Raw genomic sequence first — 23,793 nt, 5'->3', positions numbered from 1 at the left:
CAGGAACAGCAGATACCAGTAAAGCGCGATAATCATACGTAAGCGCCCTGGTTCCAGTAGGTTGCGACTGTCCTCACAGACACCGCCATCACTTCAGCAGCCTTTTTCTGAGTTAGCCCTTGCGCCTTGTATTCCAGCACCTTCAAGCGTGTTTCTTCCTGCTTGCCAGCTTTCTTGATCCCAAGGCATTCGATGGTTGAGCCAGGGAAGTAATGGGTTTTGAGGTATTCCGCTGCCGCCATGTCGGGAACGACAAAGACGAGAGGGTGATCGGTATCAGTGTTGCGAATGGATGTTCGGCTAAGAAACTGGTAGCACCGTTCAAGATACATTGCCTGGCGCTTCTTCTTCATCACCGTTTCAAAATCCCAACCGATACGTTTGCAATAGTCAGCCCATCTCTTACGATCTTTATCGCCCAGATTTGCACATCCGAGGAACACAGCACTGTGAACATCCTGGTAGCTGTTCATTCCGTAGCTGGACATCGAAACAGCTTCACCTCCCATGCGATCACCGAGCTCAGCGAGTCCAATAGTTTGGAAGTCACAGATGGGTTTATCGTTGTTAGTTGCGAAGATAAAATCCTTCCCAACAATCTGATTTATCTCTTTCAGATGACTGTTAAAAACATTAGCCAGCTCTGACTGCCCCGCTCTTTTGACATCTTCTGAGAGGACAACCACAATCTTGATAGGCACGTTCTTATGCTTGCGTCTCTCGGGTTCTGGCTGAAGGTGTTCCCCGGCTTCCTGTACTGCGATTTGAGCAACGTTCTCAGCCATCCATACAAACCCACTGCGATCTACACCAGCGCCAAGCACAGTGAAGCTCTTCGCCCACGTTGCGGCCTTCAGTATCGGGTTATAAGTGTATGCAAAGAAGCTGTATGAAGAATCACACTCGGTATGCATCACACCACCACCGTCGAGCGCCACGTAAAGCACTTTCTTCAGGCTGTCGCTGTTAGCGTGCTTCTCATGGTAATACTGGTACAGCTTGTCGTAGTGCTCATCACGCAAATAGAGCAACCCGTTTCGCTCTTCCAGCCATGCCAGGAATGGGAAGTTTTCTGCCGTTCTGTCCGCATGTCGGATCTTCGCTTCAGCCCCAAACCAACCATCAGGGATCTCGTCAATCATCACGTTGTGTTCTGCCAGTAGAGAGCGCATCTCAGGATTGAACGTAGCGAGGTGGCAGTAGTTGGTGAAACATTCGTGGGTGGTTATCACCACATTCGTTTGGAAGCTGTTCGCCAGAGTACTTTTCAGGTTGAGAGTCGCACCTTCAACGCAAATGTGATGATTTGGGATTCTCAAACGATTTAGTTCTTGCTTGAACTGCTCGGCTAAAGCGTGGGTTGGTACTACGATTAAGAACTTTTCTGGGACAGCTTCTCGATTGAAGTCGTAAATGTGTTCTTTCAAACGGTGGCTCTTTCCTGAGCCGCAAATCGCATTAACGAAGTTTACTACTGGTTTCTTTTCGGTCATTCGGTTCCTCTCGGTTTAGGACTGCTGTTATTAACTCACTCACCAGCGCGGCGGCTGATTTGTCTTCACGGTTGGCACGTTCAATCAGCGCCTTGTGGATGTCATCAGTGAATCGGATATTCATTTTGTTTTTTCCTTTCGGTATTCATCAAATCGAGCGAGTGCATCAGCAAACAGTTTTTCACGTTCCGCGTATTTGCGTTTTCTGGCTACGTTCATAGATGCATATATCACTTCACGAGTGACTTCGCCATTGACCAGTTCATTAAAAACCTGGTCACTACTAAAATATTTCAAAGCAATGTTCCTCCTGCTTAGCAACTCATCGGGAATGAGTATTGTGTATATTCCAGACATGACAAAACCCCCACACCGTTTACCCGGAGGAGGCATGAAGATAAAGTCATTAGAGTGGGCATTTGTTAGAGAAGTGAAGATATCCCTCACTTAATACCACCTTACCATGAAACGAACGTTTTGTCAAGTTATTTATTAACTTTCAACAAGATACTATCAAGGATCGTATGGTCACGTTGCTCTCCCACATACATCATGGATGTCCGGTAGCTTCACTGACTCGGATACCATCTTATCTATATTATTAACAATGAAATTTCCGGCTTAATATGCAAGTAAGCCGCTCTTATGGCTACGCCATTTGCACAAGTAACCTGATACAGAGGATGCAGAAAAGTCTAAAGGTACTTTAGAGTTATTTGCATCTTCGGTAAAAATGGAGGCTTACAATGAAACACTGAAAGTGTGTAATGGTGCATAAACTCATTTTCACAAGAGTAACTTGCACAATGGATTCATGGACGAGGTGTACGAGTACATAACACAGGAAATAATCAATATTTACTATTTAAATAGTAGTTAATGGTTTTTTAGGTATTAATGTTCGTTATGTGAGTACTGCGAGCATAGCAGATTTTCTTTACAGGAAAATAGCTTCTGAGTAATAACATCAGGTACAAAGGTTACTTTCCTGTAATCGATATCTTCCATGCTCCGCATTACATGCTACTCATGCAGCATACCTTTCATGGTCGCAGTGCTCCGCATGAAACAACACTCCAGAAAGCCGGAAAACTCCTCATGACTAACAGGATGTAAATAACCGATAAACAACCACATTTGATAGATGTAACCTATCATAATTCCTCCCTTATTATTCATTTTCTAACGCCTTTACGAAACTTTTATCCTTCCATCAACTTTCAACAAAGCCTTATTCTATGCGGCTTACAGCTAAATCAATGACGAATCATTAAGTGCTAATACTAAGCAACCGTTCTTTCTTGCGATGTTAAAATAACCAGCGATTTTTATACCCACTTTTACTCTGAACTACTGGTATTGAAAGTCTTTGCATACGGGCACTGCCCTTTAGTGACGTAGGTGAAAACATACTGGCTGTTCTCATAGGTGCAAAGCGTCTTACCATTCTCCGTTTTTTCCTGCTGCGGATCTGTCATTGTGATTTGTCCTGCCATCACCAACTGTGAAATCAGTAGTCCCGATATCACCAATATTGATTTCTTCATAAGCCTCACTCCAGTTGACTGTTATCGCCGAATGTCACAGTGCTCAGTATTTGTACAATAGCATTGTATCACCCACATCGATCGATTTTACTGATCTATAAGATCGATTTAATTAATGAAAGTGGTAAGATAAGGTAATGCGCTAACAGCGCCTTGTCACCAAATCAAACAAGAAAAGGAAGACCATGAAAAGATTGATTCTCACGTCACTGATCGTTCTCCCCTTCGCCTCAAGTGCAACCACATTCACCTGTAAGGCGATCCAGGAAGGGCAGATCGATTCTGGTAGCCAAAAATCTTCAGTCGAAACTCGCCTTGATGTGCAGGACAAAAGTATGAAGGTGAACATGGGTGGTAAAACCTGGCGACTCGGTTTCTTGGGTGAGAAAAGTATTGCGAAGATGTACGCCACGCCAGACGGAGGGATTGCCGTCACATACATCGACAATGGGAGTGAGCCTATTTTCGTTATGCGCCCCACAAACAATGATGGACAGACTGCTGTCTACACGCTCAGCCTGTGCTCTGAGATGTAAACAAAGGCGTGAGTAATCACGCCCTATATATTTGCTCGACCCCAACAATCAAACCGCAACGAGCATTTGAGCCTATCACCAGCTTCGCGATTATCATTTCCACTTACATTTGCTCTCAGTCCCGAGTCCTAAACCTCTATTATCCAGTCTCAAAACAATCTCCTTATAAGACTACACCGACACAACGGCAAAATGCGGCTTCGCCTTGTCTCAAAAGGTTGATCTTTTATTTTGGGACAGCTATTATTTTGATACTATCTTTTGAGACTTAGAGAACATCATGACAACTGTGATCGGATATGTGCGAGTTTCCACCAGCGACCAGAACGTTGAAAACCAGAAGCAGCAGATAACCGAAGCTGGATATAGTGTTAATCGCTGGTTCAGTGATAAAGCCGTGAGTGGTGCAGTAAAGGCATCAGATCGTCCAGGGTTTGGTGAACTACTCAGCTATGTGCGAGAAGGCGATACGCTGATTGTGATTGCCATAGACCGCTTGGGACGTAATACCATTGATGTACTGTCGACAGTTGAAATGTTGCAAGCGAAGGGCGTGAAGGTTGTCAGCTTGCGAGAAGGGTTCGACCTGTCAACACCAGTGGGTAAAGCAATGCTTACCATGATGGCAGGACTTGCCAGCCTGGAGAAAGACCTGATAGCAGAGCGCAGAACGGCAGGTATCAAGCGTGCTCAATCGGAAGGCAAACATTGTGGCAGACCGATTAAAGCAACCGCTGAACAGGTGAGAGAGCTATTAGATCAAGGTTGCTCTCCAGCAATGGTTCAAGATAGGCTGGCTATCAGCAAAGCCACCTTCTACCGACTAAAGACCTACTGACCCATCTTACTGATATTTGAGGAATCTCCCAGTTACAAGCGGGAGCCTTCGATCAGGTTGTTAAGCGGCTTCAGCAAGCGTGATAGACTATATGCATTAAGAGATATATACGCGCATTAAACGCTTACTTGATCACGTACGTGCGTTGAAATGAATATAAAGGGGCAGTTTGCCCCCTATTCTTTAGGGTATGAAAGTTCAGCGGTGACTAAATGTGATTCTGACTTATCAGATTGGACGTCATACGCGAAGCTATACCGCTCCCCAGACGTAAACTTAAATCCAAATACAGGAAGACACTCCCCCTTCGGCACATAAACAGGCTTGTCATCGAAAATCTTGTGAAGAGAGTCGCTATTATCGCTTTTGATTTGAATAGCAGTGATCCGTTCCTGCGGCTCCAGTGGTGACAACACACAAACTTGATTATCTTTGATCAATGCCGTTGTAGATTCACGATCTACCATTCGATCACCTGGCCCAGGGCATCCCGTTAAGAGGAATACAACACCCAGCAACATTTTGTTTTTCATGTTTAACGCCCCTTCCCTGTTACGATTTTCTGGTAAAGCGAAGGGACATCCTGCAACAAATCTACGCCCCTGTACATCCCCATGCGCCCTGGTCTCTGATAGTAAGACCACTTACTGATCCCATAAACCAGCAGTAACCAGTAATCAGCTAAAATAGAGGCTTGCTGTTCAAGAGAATAATCAGTGAGCTTTTCTTTATCCAGCCTGTAGGTATATTCAGCAGCCCAGCTAAAAGCTCCCCGCATTCTCACCCATTGCCCGTGTTGGTGTTGCCAGACATGCCCCAGCTCATGGATGAAAACATATTTATCTTCGATGAAAACCGAGTTTGCGGAAAAATCTTCCCTGTACATCGACTTTCTGTACCATAACTCCCCGTTTGGAGTCATCGCGTAGTTCTGTTTTTGTAGTCCGAATGGTAAATAGCTGTCGCAATGAATCCAGACACGGCTATACACTATCGAATCACCGAACACCCTACGAGCCATTGCTATCTCGCCTAAAGTCATCCGGCGTAATGTTCCTTCTTCTGCCTGTGCGCTCATAAACCGTCCTCCTTGTATGATTTATCTAAATCGTAAAATCATAAGTCGAAATAGTCTATACACGAACATTAGCCATTCATCAAATACAGTGATGGTGCAAGCGTTACTCCCCATTGGTACTATCCCCGTCCTCTTGTAGCATGGACTCAATAAACTCTCGTTGCTCATGCGTCAGTGCAAGTTCTTCCAGCAAGCGCTCTAACTCTTCCTCAGGTGATTCATCTTGAATCTGTCTGTTCCCGATAGCCATGCTCACCCTTGAGTTATTAGGATTAATCGCAGAGTATTCAGGGTGCAGAAAATGCGCAACTAACAGATTTTGGACAATAAAGCCTTATTGCCCATTGATGGTATGACAATGGGTGGTGCAACAGCATCAGCGTTTTGCCTACTGGCAATGTGTGTCAAACCACTCACGTACCTCATCAGTAGTAGCGCTCTCTTTGTGTTTGGCTACTGCCCACACAGAAAAGTTATTCAGGTACTTTTCGTAAAAGCCACCAACTGGATATTCAATCCCCTTTTTAATGAAAGTTTTAACAAATATTTTTTCTGCAATTTCCTTTTGGGAGTTCGTGAAATCTACCGAGTAGCGGGGCGCGTTAGCAATGAAATGGCAATAAATCCCGCTTAGTACATCTGTATCATTTAACAATGGGGGAGTCTGACAAGCCCAAATATCTTGAATGGAGGATGAAGTACCAGCATTCGTCTTATATAGAGTTGCTTCCTTCCCCTTGCTTTTGCAAAAGTCCCCAATCAGTGACATTACAATATCCGCGTTACTTACGTCTCTGTAACGAGCGGTTACAAGCCATCCTAAGCTCTGATCATAACTCTCCGAATAAGTAGGCACATCTAAGTGCTCTTGCCGCTGAGAACCCCCGCTACAACCGACGCAAATGGCACAGAAAAAAAGTGATAATCCTTTAATACACATGATCCACCGTCAACAGTTTGTTATTAAACATATTTAACCTCAGAGCAACTTGAGTGTTTTGTTTTTTCTCTTAACATTCCAAATCAGGCTAATGAGGGGTAAGCCATTATGGATTAAGGTTCAGATACAACTGAAATAATAGAGAATCCAGCAATCTCCGTCCCCCCTCTGCCAGAGTGAAATCTGGCGGAATCCCTTCTGACTGCGTCCTGGACTTCATCTTGTGTTGGCTCGTGGTCAGAGCGAAGTAACACCGTCTCCGCTCTGGTTTCTTTCCCGTCTCTGTGTTCGTATGTGATTTTATACGTGATGCTCATCATCTTCCTCCGCCTTATTGGATGTACTTTAGTTTAGACAATACCATCCACAAAGCCCCGTTAATGATACAAGTAACAAGCTGAGCATAAGCGAGGTACTTGTAGTACCTGCATATTACAAGTACATGGGTACGGATGATCGCAGTGATTGCCACTCTGCACCTGTTTATGTTATGTAGCTCATAACGCTACACACCGGACTTATAGACATATGATCAATAAAATGGATTTATAAGAAGTCACACATAAAAACAGGGTATTACTGATAACACTGGCGCTCATGACCCAACAAACTCACGTAGAACTTATCACGCTAATCTTGATAGACTAACAGGAGACTGACAATACTAAGGCGTGTATTTACAGCAATACAATCTATGACGATCAGTCCGTTTGAACAATGCAAATGTATTAAGACGTCTGTAGAGTATTCAGAACACTTTGATTATTAAATCATCATTTCTGTTCATTCGCGGCAGTAAGTAAATCAATAAAAATCTCGGAGAAGAGAGCGTCTTTAAAAATATCAATCTTAAAGATCTTCTGATGACTACCAGAAGTTAACTGTGATTTTAATCTCATTCTAATGACATCATGATAATCTTTAGAAGCAGAGAAAACATAGAATATAGCAAATCCCTCCACAACGAAATACCATAGTACACTGTCAGCCTCATCACTTTTTATAAAAGCAAAGTTACTAAGAATAGATTTAATAACGTGATCAGGAATATTATTCGTTGTATCGATCAATCTAAATACACAAATACGGATGAAGTTATCCACCTTCAAATGACTAAGTTTATTTATTCTCACCTGTTTATTTTTAATGCAATGCCTCATCAAGTCATCCAACTCAGGAACTCCATTAACAGTTGAATAATGCACACTTTTAGAGATAGAGGCTCTCCATAGTATACTTAGTAAGAAAAGATAAAATCGCTTATAATCGAAAGAGTTGATGATAATATGGTCAGAGTTTTTACGTATATTATGATGATTTCTCAACAATCTTGTTCCATACGATTCGTACTCATGGCTGATAAACTGCTCACATTCGAAGCATAGAAGTGGCTCTTTAGGATCAACATTTTCTCGTTTTGGTTTACTACCTTTTTGAAATATAATCAACTGCGAATCATTCTTCTTCAATCGTTTGAAATAGCTTCTTGGTATGCTATGAGATTCCAGTAGTTCTTTCTCTTCGAGACATAACTTACAGATACTTTTCATAAGTTTCCCATAATATAAAAATGTCGATATTTACATTCCCTGCTTAGCAAGATATTAAATAAGGTCTCATAGAATCCCCAAGATACTTACCCTATTCATACTATCACAAGCATGTTCAGTTTATTTGTTAACTGGTACTAACTCCAAAACGCCATAATGCGCCTGTCTGTGACAGTTCGGGCACAATGCAATCGCATTTTCAACGGAATCCTCCCCACCATTCGAAAGCCACTCAATGTGATGAACCTCAAGAAATGGTGTGCCGTCTACTTTGAGAAAAGGAGCGTCACTCTTACAGCTTTGACACTTGCCATTAGCCCTTGAAAGAACTTCGGCTACCACATAGGGGCTTCGCTTATAAACTCGTGTTGTAACCTCGATTAGCTCAGGAGTTTTATTCTCAGCGTCTAAAATCTCTTTGCGTTCTGACGGGGGCAGTTCTGACGCATCATCAACAGCCTTTTCAAACTCAGATTTCACCTTACGGTAACACCATTTACCTTGCTGATCCTGATACAACTCCCAAATACCATGAATAGAGGGTTGATAGATTTCAAAGATCTTCCCTCGCTTGAACAATCGGTCATACTCATGATGCCGATGGGTTACATCATCAGTTCGCCTGGCTGTTTTGTTGAAACTCCAGTAGCTACGATTGCAGTTGACTGAGTTGACAATGAGATTCAAGTGGGTGTCGTCTTTATAATGTGGAAATCGCTCTTTCAGATAAGCATCCACTTGCTTCGCCGTTGCCGCCCCTCCGAACTGTTCCTCAATCACTTGGACAGTAGTGATTCTTATCGGTTGGTCGCCATACTTGTATGTTCGATTTGCTTTTGAAGACATCAAAAAACCTCTTGCAATCTAAGATTTATCTTAGATTAACTATCGAGCATAACTTGTGCAACTCTCTGATTTTGGACAATAGAAGCCATAAAGCCCCGTTGGTGATACAGCAACAAGCGTAGCGACTTCATCAGACTGTCAGAGGGATCACACCTTATCAGGATAACCGTGTACCTTTGCGGGAGCGTGGCTGAAGCGCTGATAGAGCCTACATGTCGTTTGTAGGTACGTTATCACCATAAACCTGCTTACGTGGCTCATAGGGCGCGTGTGTTCAATCTGTCGATGACATAACGATGCCTGGATGGGCTTTTTCTTCACGTTTTCTATCGCGGTGTGAGGATGCAACTGCCGCCAACGCTGAGTTATACTGTCATCTCACCATGTAACTTAGCGTGACAGTTACCAAGGGCGGATCACAATGGTAGAACCAATAGGCGACTAAAATAGGTAACTATTTAAGTTGCTGATAGAGAAGGCTTTTAAGGCTTCTCCACAAGGGGAGAGATCTGGAGCGGGCGAAGGGAATCGAACCCTCGTATAGAGCTTGGGAAGCTCTCGTTCTACCATTGAACTACGCCCGCTTTGAGGTGCGTAAAGCATTATAGACCTTACGCCTCTTCATACAAGCCTCTTCACAACTAAATGGCGATAAAATAATCACTTAGCACTTCGGCTTGCTGCCCTGTGCCGGAAGATAACGCTGCGGGTCGATGGCGGTGGCCTTATAACGGATCTGGAAGTGCAGCTTCACCGTATCCGTGCCCGTGCTGCCCATGGTGGCGATCTTCTGCCCCGCCTTCACGTTCTGGCCGTTATTAACCAGCATTGTGTCGTTATGCGCATAAGCCGTGATGTAGTCTTCACCATGCTTAATCATGATCAGATTACCGTAACCGCGCAGCTGATTGCCCACGTACACGACCTTCCCTGCCCCGGAGGCATAAACCGGCGTACCGCGCGCGGTTGCAATATCGATTCCCTTATTGCCGCCTTCAGATAAGGAGTACGGCAACACAACTTTGCCGCTGGCCGGCCAAATCCAGCAGCGCTGTCCGACAGGCGGCCAGGAGGATTGCGGCACCGCATAGGATGGCGTCACTTTGGCGGTTTTGCCTTTCGACGACGATTTTTTGCCCGAGGATGAACCGCCATTAACCTTCAGCTTCTGCCCCACTTCGATGGTATATGGCGGAGAGATATTATTCAGACGCGCCAGCTCCTTTACGCTGGTCCCCGTCGCGCGCGAAATCCGGTACAGCGTATCCCCGCGCTTCACGGTATAGACCGCACCGGAATAGCTGCCCATATCCGAAGATTTACTCCCTGAACAGCCTGCCAGTAATAGCGTCAGCATCAGGCAGAACACGGCAGTGATGGGGTTTCTCGTCAGGCTTCCTGCAAACAAAACAGATCCTCGGTCAGCGTGAATGGCGCCCTATAATACCAGCCCAAACAGATATGGGTCAGCCCTTTTCCGCTCTGTGGAACAAACCGTTCGTACCGGAATGCAGTATAATGACATCGCTGGTGGTGCTGAACCATCCGCATGGTTAGCACTGGAGCATCAATGAGTATTCAAGAACACGTTATTTTGGTAAATGACCAGGGAATGGTGATTGGCACTCAGGAAAAATACGCTGCACATACCTCCCATACCCCACTCCATCTGGCGTTCTCTTCCTGGCTCTTCAATGCCAAAGGGGAGTGTCTTATCACCCGTCGCGCATTAAGCAAAAAAGCCTGGCCGGGCGTCTGGACGAACTCAGTCTGCGGCCATCCGCAATCTGGTGAAGCGATTGATCAGGCCATTGTGCGCCGCTGCCGCTATGAAGTGGGAGCCGAAATTACCGGGATCACCCCTGTCGCCGCTGAGTTTCGCTACTGTGAAACCGATCCTTCCGGGATCGTCGAAAATGAGATTTGCCCGGTCTTTGCCGCCAGGATAACGAATGAGCTGACGATCAACAGTGATGAAGTGATGGCATACGAATGGGTTGATCTGGATGCGTTGTTCCAGGCTCTGGATGCCACACCGTGGGCCTTTAGCCCCTGGATGGTGATGGAAGCGACGGCGGCACGCGAAAAACTGCGGGCCTTCGCCGCCAAATAAAAAAGCCCCGGCGACTATCGCACGGGGCTTTTTACGATCTGCAGACGTTATTTAACCGGACGCATCGCCGGGAACAGGATCACGTCGCGGATGGTGTGGCTGTTGGTGAACAGCATTACCATACGGTCAATACCAATACCCAGACCCGCCGTTGGTGGCAGGCCGTGCTCCAGCGCCGTCACGTAGTCTTCGTCGAAGAACATCGCTTCGTCGTCGCCTGCCGCTTTTGCGTCAACCTGATCCTGGAAGCGCTGCGCCTGATCTTCTGCATCGTTCAGCTCGCTAAAGCCGTTGCCGATTTCACGGCCACCGATGAAGAATTCAAAACGGTCAGTGATCTCCGGATTCTCGTCATTACGACGCGCCAGCGGGGACACTTCAGCCGGATATTCAGTGATGAAGGTCGGCTGAATCAGGTGCGCTTCTGCCACTTCTTCGAAGATCTCGGTCACGATACGGCCCAGACCCCAGCTCTTCTCGACTTTAATACCGATGCTTTCAGCGATCGCTTTTGCAGAATCGAAGTTATCCAGATCCGCCATGTTGGTTTCCGGACGGTATTTCTTGATGGCTTCGCGCATGGTCAGTTTTTCAAACGGCTTGCCGAAGTCGAACACTTCTTCACCGTAAGGTACCTGCGTGGTGCCCAGAATGTCCTGCGCCAGGGTGCGGAACAGGGATTCGGTCAGCTCGATCAGATCTTTGTAATCTGCATACGCCATATAGAGTTCCATCATGGTGAACTCTGGGTTATGACGCACAGAGATGCCTTCGTTACGGAAGTTACGGTTGATTTCGAACACGCGATCGAACCCACCCACCACCAGACGCTTCAGGTACAGTTCCGGCGCAATACGCAGGTACATGTCCAGGTCCAGGGCATTGTGATGGGTGATGAACGGTCGTGCAGAAGCACCGCCCGGGATCACCTGCATCATTGGGGTTTCCACTTCCATAAAGTCGCGGTTAACCATGAACTGGCGGATACCGGCCATGATCTGGGAGCGAATTTTGAAGGTCTTGCGGGACTCATCGTTAGAGATGAGGTCCAGATAACGCTGGCGGTAGCGCGCTTCCTGATCCTGCAGGCCGTGGAATTTGTCCGGCAGCGGGCGCAGGGCTTTGGTCAACAGACGCAGTTCGGTGCAGTGGATAGACAGTTCACCGGTCTTGGTTTTGAACAGTTTACCTTTCGCGCCCAGGATATCGCCCAGGTCCCACTTCTTGAACTGCTCGTTGTAGATGCCTTCTGGCAGATCGTCACGGGAAACGTACAGCTGAATGCGGCCGCCCACGTCCTGCAGGGTAACGAAAGAGGCTTTACCCATGATACGACGGGTCATCATACGGCCCGCAACGGCCACTTCGATGTTCAGCGCTTCCAGCTCTTCGTTTTCTTTAGCGCCGAAGTCAGCGTGCAGTTGGTCTGAGGTGTGGTCACGACGAAAATCGTTCGGGAACGGCACGCCCTGCTCGCGCAGCGCTGCCAGCTTCTCGCGGCGGGTTTTCAGTTCGTTGTTAAGATCGACTACCGCGTCAGCGCCCTGTGCTTGTTGTTCAGACATGTTGGTTCCTCATAACCCTGCTTTCAAACTTGCTTCGATAAATTGGTCCAGGCTGCCGTCCAGCACCGCCTGCGTGTTACGGGTTTCAACCCCGGTACGCAGGTCTTTGATGCGGGAGTCATCAAGGACGTAAGAACGGATCTGGCTGCCCCAGCCGATATCAGACTTGTTGTCTTCCATCGCCTGTTTCTCAGCATTTTTCTTCTGCATCTCCAGCTCATAAAGCTTCGCTTTCATCTGCTTCATGGCCTGGTCTTTGTTCTTATGCTGGGAACGGTCGTTCTGGCACTGTGTTACCAGCCCGGTTGGAATGTGGGTAATACGTACCGCCGATTCCGTACGGTTAACGTGCTGTCCGCCCGCGCCAGATGCGCGGTAAACGTCGATACGCAGATCTGCCGGGTTGATTTCGATATCGATATCTTCGTCAACTTCGGGGTAAACAAACGCGGAGCTGAATGAGGTATGACGACGACCACCGGAGTCGAACGGGCTCTTACGTACCAGGCGGTGAACGCCGGTTTCGGTACGCAGCCAGCCGTAGGCGTAGTCACCAATGATCTTGATGGTGACGGACTTAATGCCAGCCACTTCGCCTTCAGACTCTTCGATAATCTCGGTTTTGAAGCCACGCGCTTCAGCCCAGCGCAGATACATGCGCATCAGCATGCTGGCCCAGTCCTGCGCTTCAGTACCGCCAGAACCTGCCTGGATATCGAGATAGCAGTCAGCGCTATCGTATTCGCCGGAGAACATACGACGGAACTCAAGCTGCGCCAGCTTCTCTTCCAGCACGTCGAGCTCTGCCACGGCTTCGTTAAAGGTTTCTTCGTCGTCGGCTTCTACAGCCAGCTCCAGCAAACCGGAAACGTCTTCCAGCCCCTGAGCCATTTGATCCAGCGTATCTACGATAGCTTCGAGAGAGGAACGCTCTTTACCCAGCGCCTGCGCGCGTTCAGGCTCGTTCCAGACGTCCGGCTGTTCCAGCTCGGCGTTTACTTCTTCAAGACGCTCTTTCTTGGCATCGTAGTCAAAGATACCCCCTAAGAACGTCAGAGCGCTCCGTGAGGTCCTGAATACGGTTTTTTACCGGATTAATTTCAAACATGGTCTGTTTTCTTTTATGGACTTGTCAAAATGCGGTGATAAGAGCGGGATTGTACCGAATCCACGCCCTTTTTTATAGAGATTACTGCCGCTAAATTGGCCAGATATTGTCGATGATGATTTGAAGGGAGCGGTTACCGCGAAACTCGTTGATATCCAGTTTGTAGGCCAGTTCGACCTCGCGTACGCCATTGTCCGGCCAGACAGCGGTATCGACGTTAAAGGCAATACCATCCAACAGCGGGCCGCCGCCCACCGGTTCCACCATCACTTTCAAGTGACGTTCGCCCACGATGCGCTGTTGCAGCAGACGGAAGCGGCCATCGAACAGCGGCTCCGGGAACATCTGTCCCCACGGGCCTGCATCGCGTAGCATTTGCGCCACTTCCATGGTCATCTCCATCGGTGCGAGCTCACCGTCGGAAATCACTTCACCCTGCAGCAGAGCGGGGTCGATCCAGTCAGTCAGCAGTTCGCCAAACAGACGCTGAAACTCGTCGAATTTCGCCTCTTCCAGCGACAAGCCTGCCGCCATCGCGTGACCACCGAATTTGAGCATCAGGCCCGGGTAGAGCGTATCCAGACGCTCCAGCGCATCGCGCATGTGCAGCCCCTGAATCGAACGACCGGAGCCCTTCAGCGTGCCATCGCCTGCGGGCGCAAATGCAATCACCGGACGGTGGAAACGCTCTTTAATACGCGACGCCAGAATGCCCACCACCCCCTGATGCCACTCAGGGTGGTACATCGCCAGCCCGCCCGGCAATGTTTCACCACTGCGTTCAAGCTTTTCACACAGGGTTAGTGCTTCAGCCTGCATTCCCTGTTCGATCTCTTTGCGGGTCTGGTTCAGCGCATCCAGCTCATTCGACAGCACGCGCGCTTCACCAATGTTGTCGCACAGCAGCAGCGCGACGCCGACGGACATATCGTCCAGCCTGCCAGCCGCATTCAGGCGCGGGCCGAGGGCAAAGCCCAAATCGCTGGCGGCGAGCTTGAGCGGATCGCGGTTCGCAATCTCCAGCAGCGCCTTAATACCCGGACGACACTTGCCCGCACGAATGCGGCTTAACCCTTGCCAGGTGAGGATACGGTTATTGGTATCGAGCGGTACCACGTCCGCCACGGTGCCGAGCGCAACAAGATCGAGATACTCGGCCAGATTGGGCACGGCGATCCCGCGGGACTCGAACCAGCCTTTATCCCGCAGCAGGGTGCGCAGCGCCAGCATCAGATAAAACGCCACGCCCACGCCCGCCAGTGATTTCGACGGGAAATCGCAGTCGCGCAGGTTCGGGTTAATAATGGCTTCAGCGGCCGGCAGCGTGTCACCCGGCAGGTGGTGATCGGTAACCAGCACCGGGATCCCCAACTGATGCGCGTGATCGACACCCGCATGGGAGGAGATCCCGTTATCTACGGTCAGGATCATCTGCGCGCCGCGGGCATGTGCCTGATCGACCACTTCCGGGCTAAGGCCATAACCATCTTCAAAGCGGTTAGGCACCAGATAGGTGACGTTTTCGCAGCCCAGCGCGCGCAGACTGAGCACGCTCAGCGCGGTGCTGGTGGCGCCGTCGGCATCGAAATCCCCCACCACCACAATGCGCGTGCCTTCACGAAGCGCGTTGTAGAGCATTTCAGTGGCTTTTTCGATGCCGTTCAGCTGCTGCCAGGGCAGCATCCCTTTGACGCTGCGCTCAAGATCGCCTGCACTCCGCACGCCGCGGCTGGCGTAGAGCCGCTTTAACAGCGGCGGAAGATCGGCTGGCAAATCAACCTGTTCAACCGCGTCGCGGCGGCGCAATTTTATTGGGGCTTTCACGCGGATTATTTACCACCAAACTGTTTCTGGTGCGCGTCGAGGAACTCTTTCATCTCTTTTGGCCCCTGATAGCCCGGGACAACGTAGCCGTTGCTTAAGACAATGGCTGGCGTACCGGTCACGCCAAACTGCACGCCCAGCGCGTAGTGGTTGGCAATATCAATATCACAGGAAGCCGGCTGCACACCCTTACCGTTCATCGCGTCATCAAACGCTTTGTTACGATCTTTTGCACACCAGATGGCCTTCATGTCCTGCTCAGGCTGGCTCTGCACACCCGCGCGAGGGAAAGCCAGATAACGCACGGTAATACCCAGCGCGTTGTAATCTTTCATCTCTTCATGCAGCTTGTGGCAGTAGCCACAGGTGATGTCGGTAAAGACGGTTATAACGTGTTTTTCCTGCGCCGCCTTATAAACGATCATCTCTTTTTCAAGCGCATTCAGGTTTTTCATCAGCAGCTGGTTGGTCACGTTCACCGGCTGCGCGCCGCTTACGTCGTACATCGGCCCCTGAATAATGTGTTTGCCATCTTCGGTCACGTACAGCACGCCGCTGTTGGTTAAAACGGTTTTCATCCCCGCCACCGGCGCAGGCTGAATATCGCTGCTGGTTACGCCGAGTTTCGTCAGCGACTGTTTGATAGCGGCGTCATCCGCATGGGCAAAACCGGTAAAAGAGGCTGCCAGCAGGGTGAACAGCGCAAAAGACTTTTTCATATAAGATCCTGTAACAATTCGTCGGCACTCACGCGCGAGGGTGGTGCTGTTGGTGTAGCTGCCGCAGGCGTTCCGTCGCGACATGGGTGTAAATTTGCGTCGTGGAAAGATCGCTGTGTCCCAGCAGCATCTGCACCACGCGCAGATCGGCGCCGTGGTTCAGCAGATGTGTCGCAAAGGCATGCCGCAACACGTGCGGCGACAGCTTTTCGCTGTCAATGCCCGCCAGTGTGGCGTAATGCTTGATGCGATGCCAGAACGTTTGCCGCGTCATCTGCTGCGCACGCTGGCTGGGGAACAAAACATCGATAGAAACGCCGTTCAGCAACCACGGACGACCGTGCTCCAGATACGTTTCCAGCCAGTACACCGCCTCTTCTCCCAGCGGGACCAGCCGTTCCTTGTTCCCTTTACCGATCACACGAACCACGCCCTGACGTAAGCTGATGTCGCTCATCGTCAGGCCAACCAGTTCCGAAACGCGCAAGCCGGTAGCATACAATAGCTCAAGCATGGCTTTATCGCGTAACTCCAGCGGCAGGTCAACAGCCGGTGATTGTAATAATCTCTCAACTTGTGCTTCGCTGAGATCTTTCGGTAGCCGCTGCGGGAGTTTAGGCGATGCCAGGAGGGCGCTGGGATCGTCCGCGCGAATTTTCTCACGGTAGAGATGCTGGAACAGTCGACGCATTGCACTGAGCAGACGCGCAGAGCTGGTGGCTTTGTAGCCCCCCTCCATACGCTCGCCCAGCAGCGCTTGCAGGTCGTCGCTTTGTGCGCTCTCCAGCGACAGTCCCCGGTGTGCCAGCCACTCCACCAGCATGGTGAGGTCCCGCCGATAGGCGCTCAGCGTATTTTGGGCCAGGTTTTTCTCCAGCCACAGCGCGTCGAGAAACTGTTCGATGAGTGCGAGATCCTTTTCCACATCAGCCCCTTTGATTCTGCAATCCGGGCATTATGCCTGATTGCGAGCGGTTTCTGGTACACTACGCGCAAAGTCATAGCAAGAATTGAGATAGATACGCGATGAATATTGGTCTGTTTTATGGTTCCAGCACCTGCTACACCGAAATGGCGGCAGAGAAAATTCGCGACATCATTGGCCCGGAACTGGTGACGTTGCATAACCTGAAGGACGATGCGCTCACGCTGATGGAGCAGTACGACGTATTGATCCTCGGCATCCCGACCTGGGATTTCGGTGAGATACAGGAAGACTGGGAAGCCATCTGGGATCAGCTCGATACGCTCAACCTCGACGGCAAAATCATTGCCATGTACGGTATGGGCGACCAGTTCGGTTACGGGGAATGGTTCCTGGATGCTCTCGGCATGCTGCACGATAAGCTGGCACCGAAGGGCGTCACGTTTATCGGCTACTGGCCAACGGAAGGTTACGAATTTACCAGTAAAAAACCGATTATCGCAGACGGCCAACTGTTTGTCGGGCTCGCGCTGGATGAAACCAACCAGTACGATCTGAGCGACGAGCGTCTGCAAACCTGGTGCGAACAGATTCTGGGCGAAATGGCCGAGAAGTTCAGTTAACGCGTATTATTCCTGCGTCGGTTGCTGCTGCAGTAGCATCCGGCGCAGTTCCCGCCACTCCGCAATATCCATACTGTCGGCGGCCAGCCACAGATGCTGGCACTTACCGCCGCCCACCTGGCGTAACCGTAGCATCATGCCGGAACTGAGCATCCAGGGCATACCGAGGATATCCCACTCTTTACCCTGCCAGCGCAGGCGGGAGTCCATCAGTAATTTGATCTCACCCTGGCGGGCATTGATCCGGCGCTGGCTGCGCACGCTGTCAAAAACGACGAACGACAGCAACAACAGCCACAGCGGCGTATAGCTAAGCGGCCACGGCATCAGTAAAACAAATGCCGCGACCAGGCCGTGGAGCAATAACGACATCCACTGCGAGCGCCACGAGACGCGAAGATCAGATTGCCACAGGACCACGTTCCCGATTCCGTGTTTGAATTAATTGCACCATCCGTTGCAACTCGGTGTCGGCGGGCTTGCCGTGGTTCATCAGCCAGTTGAATAAATCGGGATCGTCAGACTCAAGCAGGCGAACAAACAGACGCTTATCCTCATCGCTTAAGCTGTCATACTCATATTCGAAGAAAGGCATGATGGAGATATCAAGTTCACGCATGCCGCGTCGGCATGCCCAGTGAATACGGGCCTTGTTGTTAATATCCATGTTCTGTTTCCTGCATTACGTTTGGCACAGTCGGTACCCCGTTCAGTCTTCTTTATTTCTCTGCGGGGACACTCGCTAGTGTAACGTGTTTTTGACCGTTTCTTTACTGGAATATTGCGAAGCTGAAGCGGGCTTCCAGAATAACCCCTATAAAGACAGCGGATTACACTATTTTGCGTGGCGCTACGCATTGCTGCGTTATGGCACGAATGGCCTGCTGAAAGCGCTTGCAATGGCTGTAGTCTCTTTTACCATAAGGCATTATCAAAGCGTTAAGCAATTCAGGATACCGTTATGGCATTTACACCATTTTCTCCTCGCCAGCCCGCCGCCTCTGCGCGTCTGCCGCTGACGCTTATTTCTCTTGATGACTGGGCACTGGCCACACTCGTTGGTGCCGACGCCGAAAAATACCTTCAGGGCCAGGTCACGGCAGACGTGAGCCAGATGACCGAACATCAGCACCTGCTGGCTGCGCATTGCGATCCAAAAGGCAAAATGTGGAGCAACCTGCGTCTGTTCCGCCGTCAGGATGGCTTTGCCTTTATTGAGCGCCGCAGCCTGCGTGATGACCAGCTTAAAGAGCTGAAGAAATACGCGGTCTTTTCCAAAGTCACGATTGCGCCAGATGACGAGCACGTGCTGCTGGGCGTGGCCGGTTTCCAGGCGCGTGCCGCGCTGAAAAACCTGTTCAACGAACTGCCGGATGCAGAAAAGCAGCTGGTTAGCGAAGGTGAGACCTCCATCCTGTGGTTTGAACACCCTGCAGAGCGTTTCCTGCTGGTGACCGACGCCGCGACCGCCGAGCGCGTAACTGAGGCCCTGCGCGGTGAAGCCCAGTTCAATAACAGCCAACAGTGGCTGGCACTGAACATTGAAGCGGGTCTGCCGGTGATTGACGCGGCCAACAGCGCGCAGTTTATTCCGCAGGCGACCAACCTGCAGGCGCTGGGCGGCATCAGCTTTAAAAAAGGCTGTTACACCGGCCAGGAGATGGTCGCGCGGGCAAAATTCCGCGGCGCGAATAAGCGCGCGCTGTGGACACTGGCGGGTCACGCCAGCCGTGTACCGGAAGCGGGTGAAGATTTAGAACTGAAGATGGGTGAAAACTGGCGCCGTACCGGCACCGTGTTAGCCGCCGTTCAGCTGGATGATGGCCGTCTGCTGGTGCAGGCGGTGATGAACAACGACATGGAAGCCGACAGCGTGTTCCGCGTGCGTGATGATGCCAATACCTTGAGTATTGAGCCGCTGCCGTATTCACTGGAAGAGTGATGCTGTATCGCCCGGTGGCGCTGCGCTTACCGGGCCTACGGTTTTGGTGTTCTCCCTCTCGCTGTGGGAGAGGGTTAGGGTGAGGGCAACAGGCCGCAAGATGTAAAAACTACACCTGCCCCACATACAAATAAATTGCCAGGAAGTGACACACGCTGCCCCCAAGTACAAAGCCGTGCCAGATGGCATGGTTATAAGGGATGCGCTTGCAGACATAGAAAATGACGCCCAACGAGTAGACCACGCCGCCTACGGCAAGCAGGGTCACGCCCCCTACCGCCAGCTTAATCGCCAGCTGATAAACCACTATCAGCGACAGCCAGCCCATCGTCAGGTAGGTCACCAGCGACAGCACCTTAAACCGGTGCGCAATGGTCAGCTTAAAGAGGATCCCCAGCAGCGCCAGGCTCCAGATCACAATCATCAGGCCACGCGACAGCGGTGAGTTCAACCCCACCAGCAGGAATGGCGTGTAGGTGCCTGCAATAAGAAGATAGATAGCGCAGTGGTCAAATTTTTTTAGCCATATCTTCGCCCGCTGATGCGGAATGGCGTGATACAGCGTCGACGCCAGAAACAGCAGGATCATACTCCCGCCATACAGGCTGTAGCTGGTAATGGCCATGGCACTGGCGTTGGTGTCCACCGCCTGCACCAGTAATAACACTAAACCGACAATCCCAAACACCAGGCCAATGCCGTGGCTGATGCTGTTGGCTACTTCCTCAGCCAGTGAATATCCCTGTGCGATTAATGGTCTGCTCACCATACAAAACTCCGGGAAAACGAAAGATGATTATTCATCGCATGACTATGCTAACTGAGAATGATTCCAGTGAACACCTGTTAGCTAAAATAATTTCAATCCATAATTTATATATAAAAATCATAGATATAAAAAACAGTTTCACCTTACATTTGTTCACATTAAAATTTAATCATTATGAATCAAAGGCATAAAAATGGATCCTGCCCTCTGGCTGCATGTTATGATGGGTCAATGAGGTCTGAATGAGAGTTATGCCACTGTGAGTATGTTCACCCACGCCGCCATTGCCAGTCTCAATAATCTGGAGATGATGGTCTACAACTATGTCATTAAAAATCGTGACAAAGTAATGTACATGACTATCCGCGAACTGGCGGACGCGGCAGGTGTCTCCACCACCACTATCCTGCGCTTTTGCCGCAAACTCAACTGCGAAGGCTACTCTGAATTCCGCGTACGCTTTAAGCTCTATCTGGAGCAGAATGAGCCTCAGCAGATAAATTTTGGTGCCAGTGAAATTATCAGCTTCTTTAAAAGCGTTAATAATGAAGAGTTCGATACATTATTAGATGAAGCGGTGGAGATAATATTATCGTCCGAGCGAATTATCTTTGTCGGCGCAGGGACCTCAGGCTCGCTGGCAAAATATGGTGCACGCTTCTTTTCTAATATCGGTAAATTCAGCAACCATATCGACGATCCTTATTTCCCGGTGACCAATGACATGGCCAAAAATGCGCTGGCGATTGTACTGTCGGTATCCGGTGAAACGGAAGAGATCCTGCGCTTCGCCAGCCAGTTCAGCCTGCATCACTGCAAGGTACTCTCCATTACCAGCCATGAGCACTCGCGGCTGGCAAAACTGGCCGATTTTAATCTCTCCTGGCATGTTCCACAGACGCGTATTGCAGGCGTGTATGATATCACCACCCAAATCCCCGTTATTTTTATTCTGGAGTCGCTCGGGCGTAAACTGGCGAAGAAATTAACAGAATAAAACATCCTGTTTTTTGCATGTAACAAATTACAATTCAGGCAAATTGTTATATCGTGACATTTAATGTCGCTTTGCTAGACTCGATTCCAATAAGTCATGAATTGAGAATAGCAACGATGAAAAAATTAACCTTACCAAAAGATTTTTTATGGGGCGGCGCGGTTGCTGCTCACCAGGTGGAAGGCGGCTGGAACAAAGGCGGCAAAGGGCCGAGCATCTGTGACGTGCTGACCGGTGGCGCGCATGGCGTTCCCCGTGAAATCACCCAGGAAGTGGTACCGGGTAAATACTACCCAAACCACGAGGCCATCGACTTTCACGGCCACTACAAAGAAGACATCAAGCTGTTTGCCGAGATGGGCTTCAAATGTTTCCGCACCTCTATCGCCTGGACGCGCATCTTCCCGAAAGGTGACGAAACGCAGCCTAATGAAGAAGGGCTGAAGTTTTACGACGATCTGTTCGATGAGTTGCTAAAGTACAACATCGAGCCGGTGATCACCCTCTCCCACTTCGAAATGCCGCTGCACCTGGTGCAGGAATATGGCGCCTGGACCAACCGTAAAGTGGTCGATTTTTTTGTCCGTTTCGCGGAAGTGGTCTTCGAGCGTTACAAAAACAAGGTCAAATACTGGATGACCTTCAACGAAATCAACAACCAGCGTAACTGGCGTGCCCCGCTGTTCGGTTACTGCTGCTCCGGTGTGGTCTATACCGAGCACGACAACCCGGAAGAGACCATGTACCAGGTGCTGCATCATCAGTTTGTGGCAAGCGCCCTGGCAGTGAAAGCTGCGCGTCGTATTAACCCGGAAATGAAGGTCGGCTGTATGCTGGCGATGGTGGCGCTCTATCCGTTCTCCTGTAAACCGGAGGACGTGATGTTTGCCCAGGAATCCATGCGTGAACGCTATGTCTTTACCGACGTTCAGCTGCGCGGTTATTACCCGTCTTATGTACTGAATGAGTGGGAGCGCCGTGGTTTTACCATTAACATGGAGCCGGGTGATGAGCAGATCCTGCGTGAAGGTACCTGCGACTACTTAGGTTTCAGCTATTACATGACTAACGCCGTCAAAGCAGAAGGCGGTACCGGCGATGCAATTTCAGGCTTTGAAGGCAGCGTGCCCAACCCGCATGTGAAAGCCTCTGACTGGGGCTGGCAGATTGACCCTGTGGGTCTGCGCTACTCTCTGTGTGAGCTATACGAGCGTTATCAGAAACCGCTGTTTATCGTCGAGAACGGTTTTGGCGCCTACGATAAAGTGGAAGAAGACGGCAGCATTAACGACGACTACCGCATCGACTATCTGCGCGCTCACGTGGAAGAGATGATCAAAGCCGTGACGCACGATGGCGTGGACCTGATGGGTTGTACGCCGTGGGGCTGTATCGACTGCGTGTCGTTCACCACCGGCCAGTACAGCAAGCGCTATGGTTTTATCTATGTGAACAAGCACGACGACGGCACGGGCGACATGTCGCGCTCCCGTAAGAAAAGCTTCGAGTGGTATAAAGGTGTGATTGCCAGTAACGGCGAGACGCTTTAACTCTGTAACGCCGGGCGGCGCTCCGCTTGATCCCCTCTCCCTTTTGGGGAGAGGGTTAGGGTGAGGGGTTTACTTCCCGCCCGCTAACTCAATAAAACTGCCCGTCACGTACGACGCTTTCTCGCTCAGCAGCCAGACAATCGCCTGGGCTACCTCTTCAGGCTGGCCGCCGCGCTTCATCGGCAGCAACGACTTAACGCGATCCACACGTCCCGGCTCTCCACCGTCGGCATGGATGTCGGTATAGATAAGCCCAGGGCGCACGCAGTTAACGCGGATACCTTGCGCCGCCACTTCCAGCGCTAACCCGGTTGTCAGTGAATCCACCGCCCCTTTGGACGCCGCGTAATCCACATACTCACCCGGTGCGCCCAGTCGTGACGCCGCGGAGGAGACATTCACAATCGCCCCACCCTTGCCGCCATGTTTGTGCGACATACGCTTTACCGCTTCACGGCAGCAAAGGAAATACCCCGTGACGTTGGTTGCCAGCACGCGATTAATGCGTTCAGCCGAAAGATTTTCGATAGTGGATTGCTCAAACAGGATCCCGGCGTTATTCACCAGCGCCGTCAGCGGCTCAGCTTCTCGGTCAAGACTGTCAAACATCGCCAGTACCTGCGCTTCATCGCTAATATCTGCGCGCAGGGCAAAGGCTTTACCGCCCGCCCCGACGATCTGGTTGATAACGTCCGTCGCAGCCTTGATATTGTGGTAATAATTCACCGCCACGGTGTAGCCTTCGTTTGCCAACTGCAGCGCGGTGGCTTTACCGATACCGCGGCTGGCGCCTGTTACAAGTGCAATACCCATTCTTTTCTCCCAATAAA

General features: G+C 50.1%; 26 protein-coding genes and 1 tRNA gene. 7 read left to right on the top strand and 20 right to left on the bottom strand.

The genetic code is table 11. The features are described 5' to 3' along the window. Positions 1-32 precede the first annotated feature (32 nt). From ACOTX3_RS13110 to ACOTX3_RS13100, 3 genes are all read right to left on the bottom strand, one after another. A complete protein-coding gene (locus ACOTX3_RS13110; protein ID WP_023294881.1) occupies positions 33-1,493 on the bottom strand; it encodes a DEAD/DEAH box helicase family protein in 1,461 nt (486 codons plus the stop codon). 120 nt (positions 1,494-1,613) lie between these two features. Next, complete coding sequence (locus tag ACOTX3_RS13105) at positions 1,614-1,850, bottom strand: hypothetical protein (RefSeq protein WP_084832169.1); 237 nt, start codon at positions 1,848-1,850, stop codon at positions 1,614-1,616. A 983-nt stretch (positions 1,851-2,833) separates the two neighbouring features. Further along, positions 2,834-3,040: a hypothetical protein gene (locus ACOTX3_RS13100; RefSeq protein ID WP_023294878.1), complete on the bottom strand. Its 207-nt coding sequence runs from the start codon at positions 3,038-3,040 to the stop codon at positions 2,834-2,836. A gap of 185 nt (positions 3,041-3,225) precedes the next feature. On the opposite strand from ACOTX3_RS13100, the gene ACOTX3_RS13095 reads away from it, so the two are divergent. Both ACOTX3_RS13095 and ACOTX3_RS13090 read left to right on the top strand, forming a co-directional pair. Beyond that, positions 3,226-3,576, top strand: coding sequence for a hypothetical protein (locus ACOTX3_RS13095; protein ID WP_023294877.1), 351 nt, complete (start codon positions 3,226-3,228; stop codon positions 3,574-3,576). Positions 3,577-3,856: 280 nt separating this feature from the next. Then, positions 3,857-4,414 carry a recombinase family protein gene (locus tag ACOTX3_RS13090; RefSeq protein WP_023294876.1) on the top strand — a complete coding sequence of 186 codons (558 nt, stop codon included), beginning with the start codon at positions 3,857-3,859 and terminating at the stop codon, positions 4,412-4,414. Positions 4,415-4,590: 176 nt separating this feature from the next. Here ACOTX3_RS13090 and ACOTX3_RS13085 read toward each other — a convergent pair whose 3' ends face one another. The 8 genes from ACOTX3_RS13085 to actS all read right to left on the bottom strand — a co-directional run bounded on the left by ACOTX3_RS13085 (position 4,591) and on the right by actS (position 10,236). Then, on the bottom strand, positions 4,591-4,947 hold the full coding sequence (locus ACOTX3_RS13085) for a putative T6SS immunity periplasmic lipoprotein (protein ID WP_032635620.1): 357 nt from the start codon (positions 4,945-4,947) through the stop codon (positions 4,591-4,593). A gap of 2 nt (positions 4,948-4,949) precedes the next feature. Next, positions 4,950-5,492, bottom strand: coding sequence for a hypothetical protein (locus ACOTX3_RS13080; RefSeq protein WP_023294875.1), 543 nt, complete (start codon positions 5,490-5,492; stop codon positions 4,950-4,952). Positions 5,493-5,595: 103 nt separating this feature from the next. Next, positions 5,596-5,742, bottom strand: coding sequence for a hypothetical protein (locus ACOTX3_RS13075; protein ID WP_023294874.1), 147 nt, complete (start codon positions 5,740-5,742; stop codon positions 5,596-5,598). A gap of 138 nt (positions 5,743-5,880) precedes the next feature. Beyond that, positions 5,881-6,261 (bottom strand): hypothetical protein, encoded by a 381-nt coding sequence (locus ACOTX3_RS13070; RefSeq protein ID WP_032635618.1) that lies wholly within the window; start codon positions 6,259-6,261, stop codon positions 5,881-5,883. 944 nt (positions 6,262-7,205) lie between these two features. Beyond that, a complete protein-coding gene (locus ACOTX3_RS13065) occupies positions 7,206-7,982 on the bottom strand; it encodes a hypothetical protein (protein WP_023294871.1) in 777 nt (258 codons plus the stop codon). 120 nt (positions 7,983-8,102) lie between these two features. Beyond that, a complete protein-coding gene (locus tag ACOTX3_RS13060) occupies positions 8,103-8,828 on the bottom strand; it encodes an HNH endonuclease (RefSeq protein WP_023337724.1) in 726 nt (241 codons plus the stop codon). A gap of 510 nt (positions 8,829-9,338) precedes the next feature. Then, positions 9,339-9,412, bottom strand: a tRNA-Gly gene (locus ACOTX3_RS13055). 80 nt (positions 9,413-9,492) lie between these two features. Beyond that, a complete protein-coding gene (actS, locus tag ACOTX3_RS13050) occupies positions 9,493-10,236 on the bottom strand; it encodes an amidase activator ActS (protein WP_255321475.1) in 744 nt (247 codons plus the stop codon). Positions 10,237-10,398: 162 nt separating this feature from the next. Here actS and idi point away from each other — a divergent pair, with 162 nt between their 5' ends. Continuing rightward, the gene (gene idi, locus ACOTX3_RS13045; protein ID WP_020687092.1) at positions 10,399-10,941 is read left to right on the top strand and encodes an isopentenyl-diphosphate Delta-isomerase; all 543 of its coding nucleotides are present in this window, start codon (positions 10,399-10,401) and stop codon (positions 10,939-10,941) included. A 47-nt stretch (positions 10,942-10,988) separates the two neighbouring features. Here idi and lysS read toward each other — a convergent pair whose 3' ends face one another. The 5 genes from lysS to xerD all read right to left on the bottom strand — a co-directional run bounded on the left by lysS (position 10,989) and on the right by xerD (position 17,082). Further along, a complete protein-coding gene (lysS, locus tag ACOTX3_RS13040; RefSeq protein WP_058679191.1) occupies positions 10,989-12,506 on the bottom strand; it encodes a lysine--tRNA ligase in 1,518 nt (505 codons plus the stop codon). 9 nt (positions 12,507-12,515) lie between these two features. Further along, a protein-coding gene (gene prfB / locus ACOTX3_RS13035) for a peptide chain release factor 2 (RefSeq protein WP_095908218.1) occupies positions 12,516-13,614 on the bottom strand; the annotation gives its coding sequence in 2 pieces (ribosomal slippage) (positions 12,516-13,538 and positions 13,540-13,614; 1,098 coding nt in all). 90 nt (positions 13,615-13,704) lie between these two features. Next, positions 13,705-15,438 carry a single-stranded-DNA-specific exonuclease RecJ gene (gene recJ / locus ACOTX3_RS13030; RefSeq protein WP_127869118.1) on the bottom strand — a complete coding sequence of 578 codons (1,734 nt, stop codon included), beginning with the start codon at positions 15,436-15,438 and terminating at the stop codon, positions 13,705-13,707. A 5-nt stretch (positions 15,439-15,443) separates the two neighbouring features. Then, positions 15,444-16,157: a bifunctional protein-disulfide isomerase/oxidoreductase DsbC gene (gene dsbC, locus ACOTX3_RS13025; protein ID WP_013098611.1), complete on the bottom strand. Its 714-nt coding sequence runs from the start codon at positions 16,155-16,157 to the stop codon at positions 15,444-15,446. A gap of 28 nt (positions 16,158-16,185) precedes the next feature. Then, on the bottom strand, positions 16,186-17,082 hold the full coding sequence (gene xerD, locus ACOTX3_RS13020; RefSeq protein WP_013098612.1) for a site-specific tyrosine recombinase XerD: 897 nt from the start codon (positions 17,080-17,082) through the stop codon (positions 16,186-16,188). 101 nt (positions 17,083-17,183) lie between these two features. Here xerD and fldB point away from each other — a divergent pair, with 101 nt between their 5' ends. After that, positions 17,184-17,705: a flavodoxin FldB gene (fldB, locus tag ACOTX3_RS13015; RefSeq protein ID WP_013098613.1), complete on the top strand. Its 522-nt coding sequence runs from the start codon at positions 17,184-17,186 to the stop codon at positions 17,703-17,705. Positions 17,706-17,711: 6 nt separating this feature from the next. On the opposite strand, the gene ACOTX3_RS13010 is transcribed toward fldB, so the two are convergent. Both ACOTX3_RS13010 and sdhE read right to left on the bottom strand, forming a co-directional pair. Continuing rightward, entirely contained in the window at positions 17,712-18,125 is a 414-nt protein-coding gene (locus ACOTX3_RS13010; RefSeq protein WP_023620447.1) for a protein YgfX, read from the bottom strand. Continuing rightward, positions 18,106-18,372, bottom strand: a complete 267-nt coding sequence (sdhE, locus tag ACOTX3_RS13005; RefSeq protein WP_013098615.1) for an FAD assembly factor SdhE — start codon at positions 18,370-18,372, stop codon at positions 18,106-18,108. The genes ACOTX3_RS13010 and sdhE overlap by 20 nt, the downstream gene beginning before the upstream one ends. Before the next feature lie 294 nt (positions 18,373-18,666). On the opposite strand from sdhE, the gene ygfZ reads away from it, so the two are divergent. Then, positions 18,667-19,647: a tRNA-modifying protein YgfZ gene (gene ygfZ / locus ACOTX3_RS13000; RefSeq protein ID WP_023620448.1), complete on the top strand. Its 981-nt coding sequence runs from the start codon at positions 18,667-18,669 to the stop codon at positions 19,645-19,647. Between the two features lie 109 nt (positions 19,648-19,756). Here ygfZ and trhA read toward each other — a convergent pair whose 3' ends face one another. Then, positions 19,757-20,416 (bottom strand): PAQR family membrane homeostasis protein TrhA, encoded by a 660-nt coding sequence (gene trhA / locus ACOTX3_RS12995; protein ID WP_003863433.1) that lies wholly within the window; start codon positions 20,414-20,416, stop codon positions 19,757-19,759. 265 nt (positions 20,417-20,681) lie between these two features. On the opposite strand from trhA, the gene ACOTX3_RS12990 reads away from it, so the two are divergent. Continuing rightward, positions 20,682-21,413, top strand: coding sequence for a MurR/RpiR family transcriptional regulator (locus tag ACOTX3_RS12990; protein WP_058679193.1), 732 nt, complete (start codon positions 20,682-20,684; stop codon positions 21,411-21,413). A 116-nt stretch (positions 21,414-21,529) separates the two neighbouring features. Next, positions 21,530-22,963, top strand: coding sequence for a 6-phospho-beta-glucosidase (locus ACOTX3_RS12985; protein WP_058679194.1), 1,434 nt, complete (start codon positions 21,530-21,532; stop codon positions 22,961-22,963). Positions 22,964-23,032: 69 nt separating this feature from the next. On the opposite strand, the gene ACOTX3_RS12980 is transcribed toward ACOTX3_RS12985, so the two are convergent. Then, complete coding sequence (locus ACOTX3_RS12980; RefSeq protein ID WP_058679195.1) at positions 23,033-23,776, bottom strand: SDR family oxidoreductase; 744 nt, start codon at positions 23,774-23,776, stop codon at positions 23,033-23,035. Between the last annotated feature and the right edge of the window lie 17 nt (positions 23,777-23,793).

It is taken from the genome of Enterobacter cloacae complex sp. IR5384, assembly GCF_049237265.1.
Classification (GTDB): Bacteria; Pseudomonadota; Gammaproteobacteria; order Enterobacterales; family Enterobacteriaceae; genus Enterobacter; species Enterobacter cloacae.
Note: the sequence above shows the minus strand (reverse complement) of the source record. Positions and strands in the feature narration are given on the sequence as shown.

What these genes read in the sequence shown, in the direction of transcription:
- ACOTX3_RS13110 (WP_023294881.1), bottom strand. Translation starts at nt 1,493, where the DNA reads ATGACCGAAAAGAAACCAGTAGTAAACTTCGTTAATGCGATTTGCGGC.
- ACOTX3_RS13105 (WP_084832169.1), bottom strand. Translation starts at nt 1,850, where the DNA reads ATGTCTGGAATATACACAATACTCATTCCCGATGAGTTGCTAAGCAGG.
- ACOTX3_RS13100 (WP_023294878.1), bottom strand. Translation starts at nt 3,040, where the DNA reads ATGAAGAAATCAATATTGGTGATATCGGGACTACTGATTTCACAGTTG.
- ACOTX3_RS13095 (WP_023294877.1), top strand. Translation starts at nt 3,226, where the DNA reads ATGAAAAGATTGATTCTCACGTCACTGATCGTTCTCCCCTTCGCCTCA.
- ACOTX3_RS13090 (WP_023294876.1), top strand. Translation starts at nt 3,857, where the DNA reads ATGACAACTGTGATCGGATATGTGCGAGTTTCCACCAGCGACCAGAAC.
- ACOTX3_RS13085 (WP_032635620.1), bottom strand. Translation starts at nt 4,947, where the DNA reads ATGAAAAACAAAATGTTGCTGGGTGTTGTATTCCTCTTAACGGGATGC.
- ACOTX3_RS13080 (WP_023294875.1), bottom strand. Translation starts at nt 5,492, where the DNA reads ATGAGCGCACAGGCAGAAGAAGGAACATTACGCCGGATGACTTTAGGC.
- ACOTX3_RS13075 (WP_023294874.1), bottom strand. Translation starts at nt 5,742, where the DNA reads ATGGCTATCGGGAACAGACAGATTCAAGATGAATCACCTGAGGAAGAG.
- ACOTX3_RS13070 (WP_032635618.1), bottom strand. Translation starts at nt 6,261, where the DNA reads ATGTCACTGATTGGGGACTTTTGCAAAAGCAAGGGGAAGGAAGCAACT.
- ACOTX3_RS13065 (WP_023294871.1), bottom strand. Translation starts at nt 7,982, where the DNA reads ATGAAAAGTATCTGTAAGTTATGTCTCGAAGAGAAAGAACTACTGGAA.
- ACOTX3_RS13060 (WP_023337724.1), bottom strand. Translation starts at nt 8,828, where the DNA reads ATGTCTTCAAAAGCAAATCGAACATACAAGTATGGCGACCAACCGATA.
- idi (WP_020687092.1), top strand. Translation starts at nt 10,399, where the DNA reads ATGAGTATTCAAGAACACGTTATTTTGGTAAATGACCAGGGAATGGTG.
- lysS (WP_058679191.1), bottom strand. Translation starts at nt 12,506, where the DNA reads ATGTCTGAACAACAAGCACAGGGCGCTGACGCGGTAGTCGATCTTAAC.
- dsbC (WP_013098611.1), bottom strand. Translation starts at nt 16,157, where the DNA reads ATGAAAAAGTCTTTTGCGCTGTTCACCCTGCTGGCAGCCTCTTTTACC.
- fldB (WP_013098613.1), top strand. Translation starts at nt 17,184, where the DNA reads ATGAATATTGGTCTGTTTTATGGTTCCAGCACCTGCTACACCGAAATG.
- sdhE (WP_013098615.1), bottom strand. Translation starts at nt 18,372, where the DNA reads ATGGATATTAACAACAAGGCCCGTATTCACTGGGCATGCCGACGCGGC.
- ygfZ (WP_023620448.1), top strand. Translation starts at nt 18,667, where the DNA reads ATGGCATTTACACCATTTTCTCCTCGCCAGCCCGCCGCCTCTGCGCGT.
- trhA (WP_003863433.1), bottom strand. Translation starts at nt 20,416, where the DNA reads ATGGTGAGCAGACCATTAATCGCACAGGGATATTCACTGGCTGAGGAA.
- ACOTX3_RS12990 (WP_058679193.1), top strand. Translation starts at nt 20,682, where the DNA reads ATGTTCACCCACGCCGCCATTGCCAGTCTCAATAATCTGGAGATGATG.
- ACOTX3_RS12985 (WP_058679194.1), top strand. Translation starts at nt 21,530, where the DNA reads ATGAAAAAATTAACCTTACCAAAAGATTTTTTATGGGGCGGCGCGGTT.
- ACOTX3_RS12980 (WP_058679195.1), bottom strand. Translation starts at nt 23,776, where the DNA reads ATGGGTATTGCACTTGTAACAGGCGCCAGCCGCGGTATCGGTAAAGCC.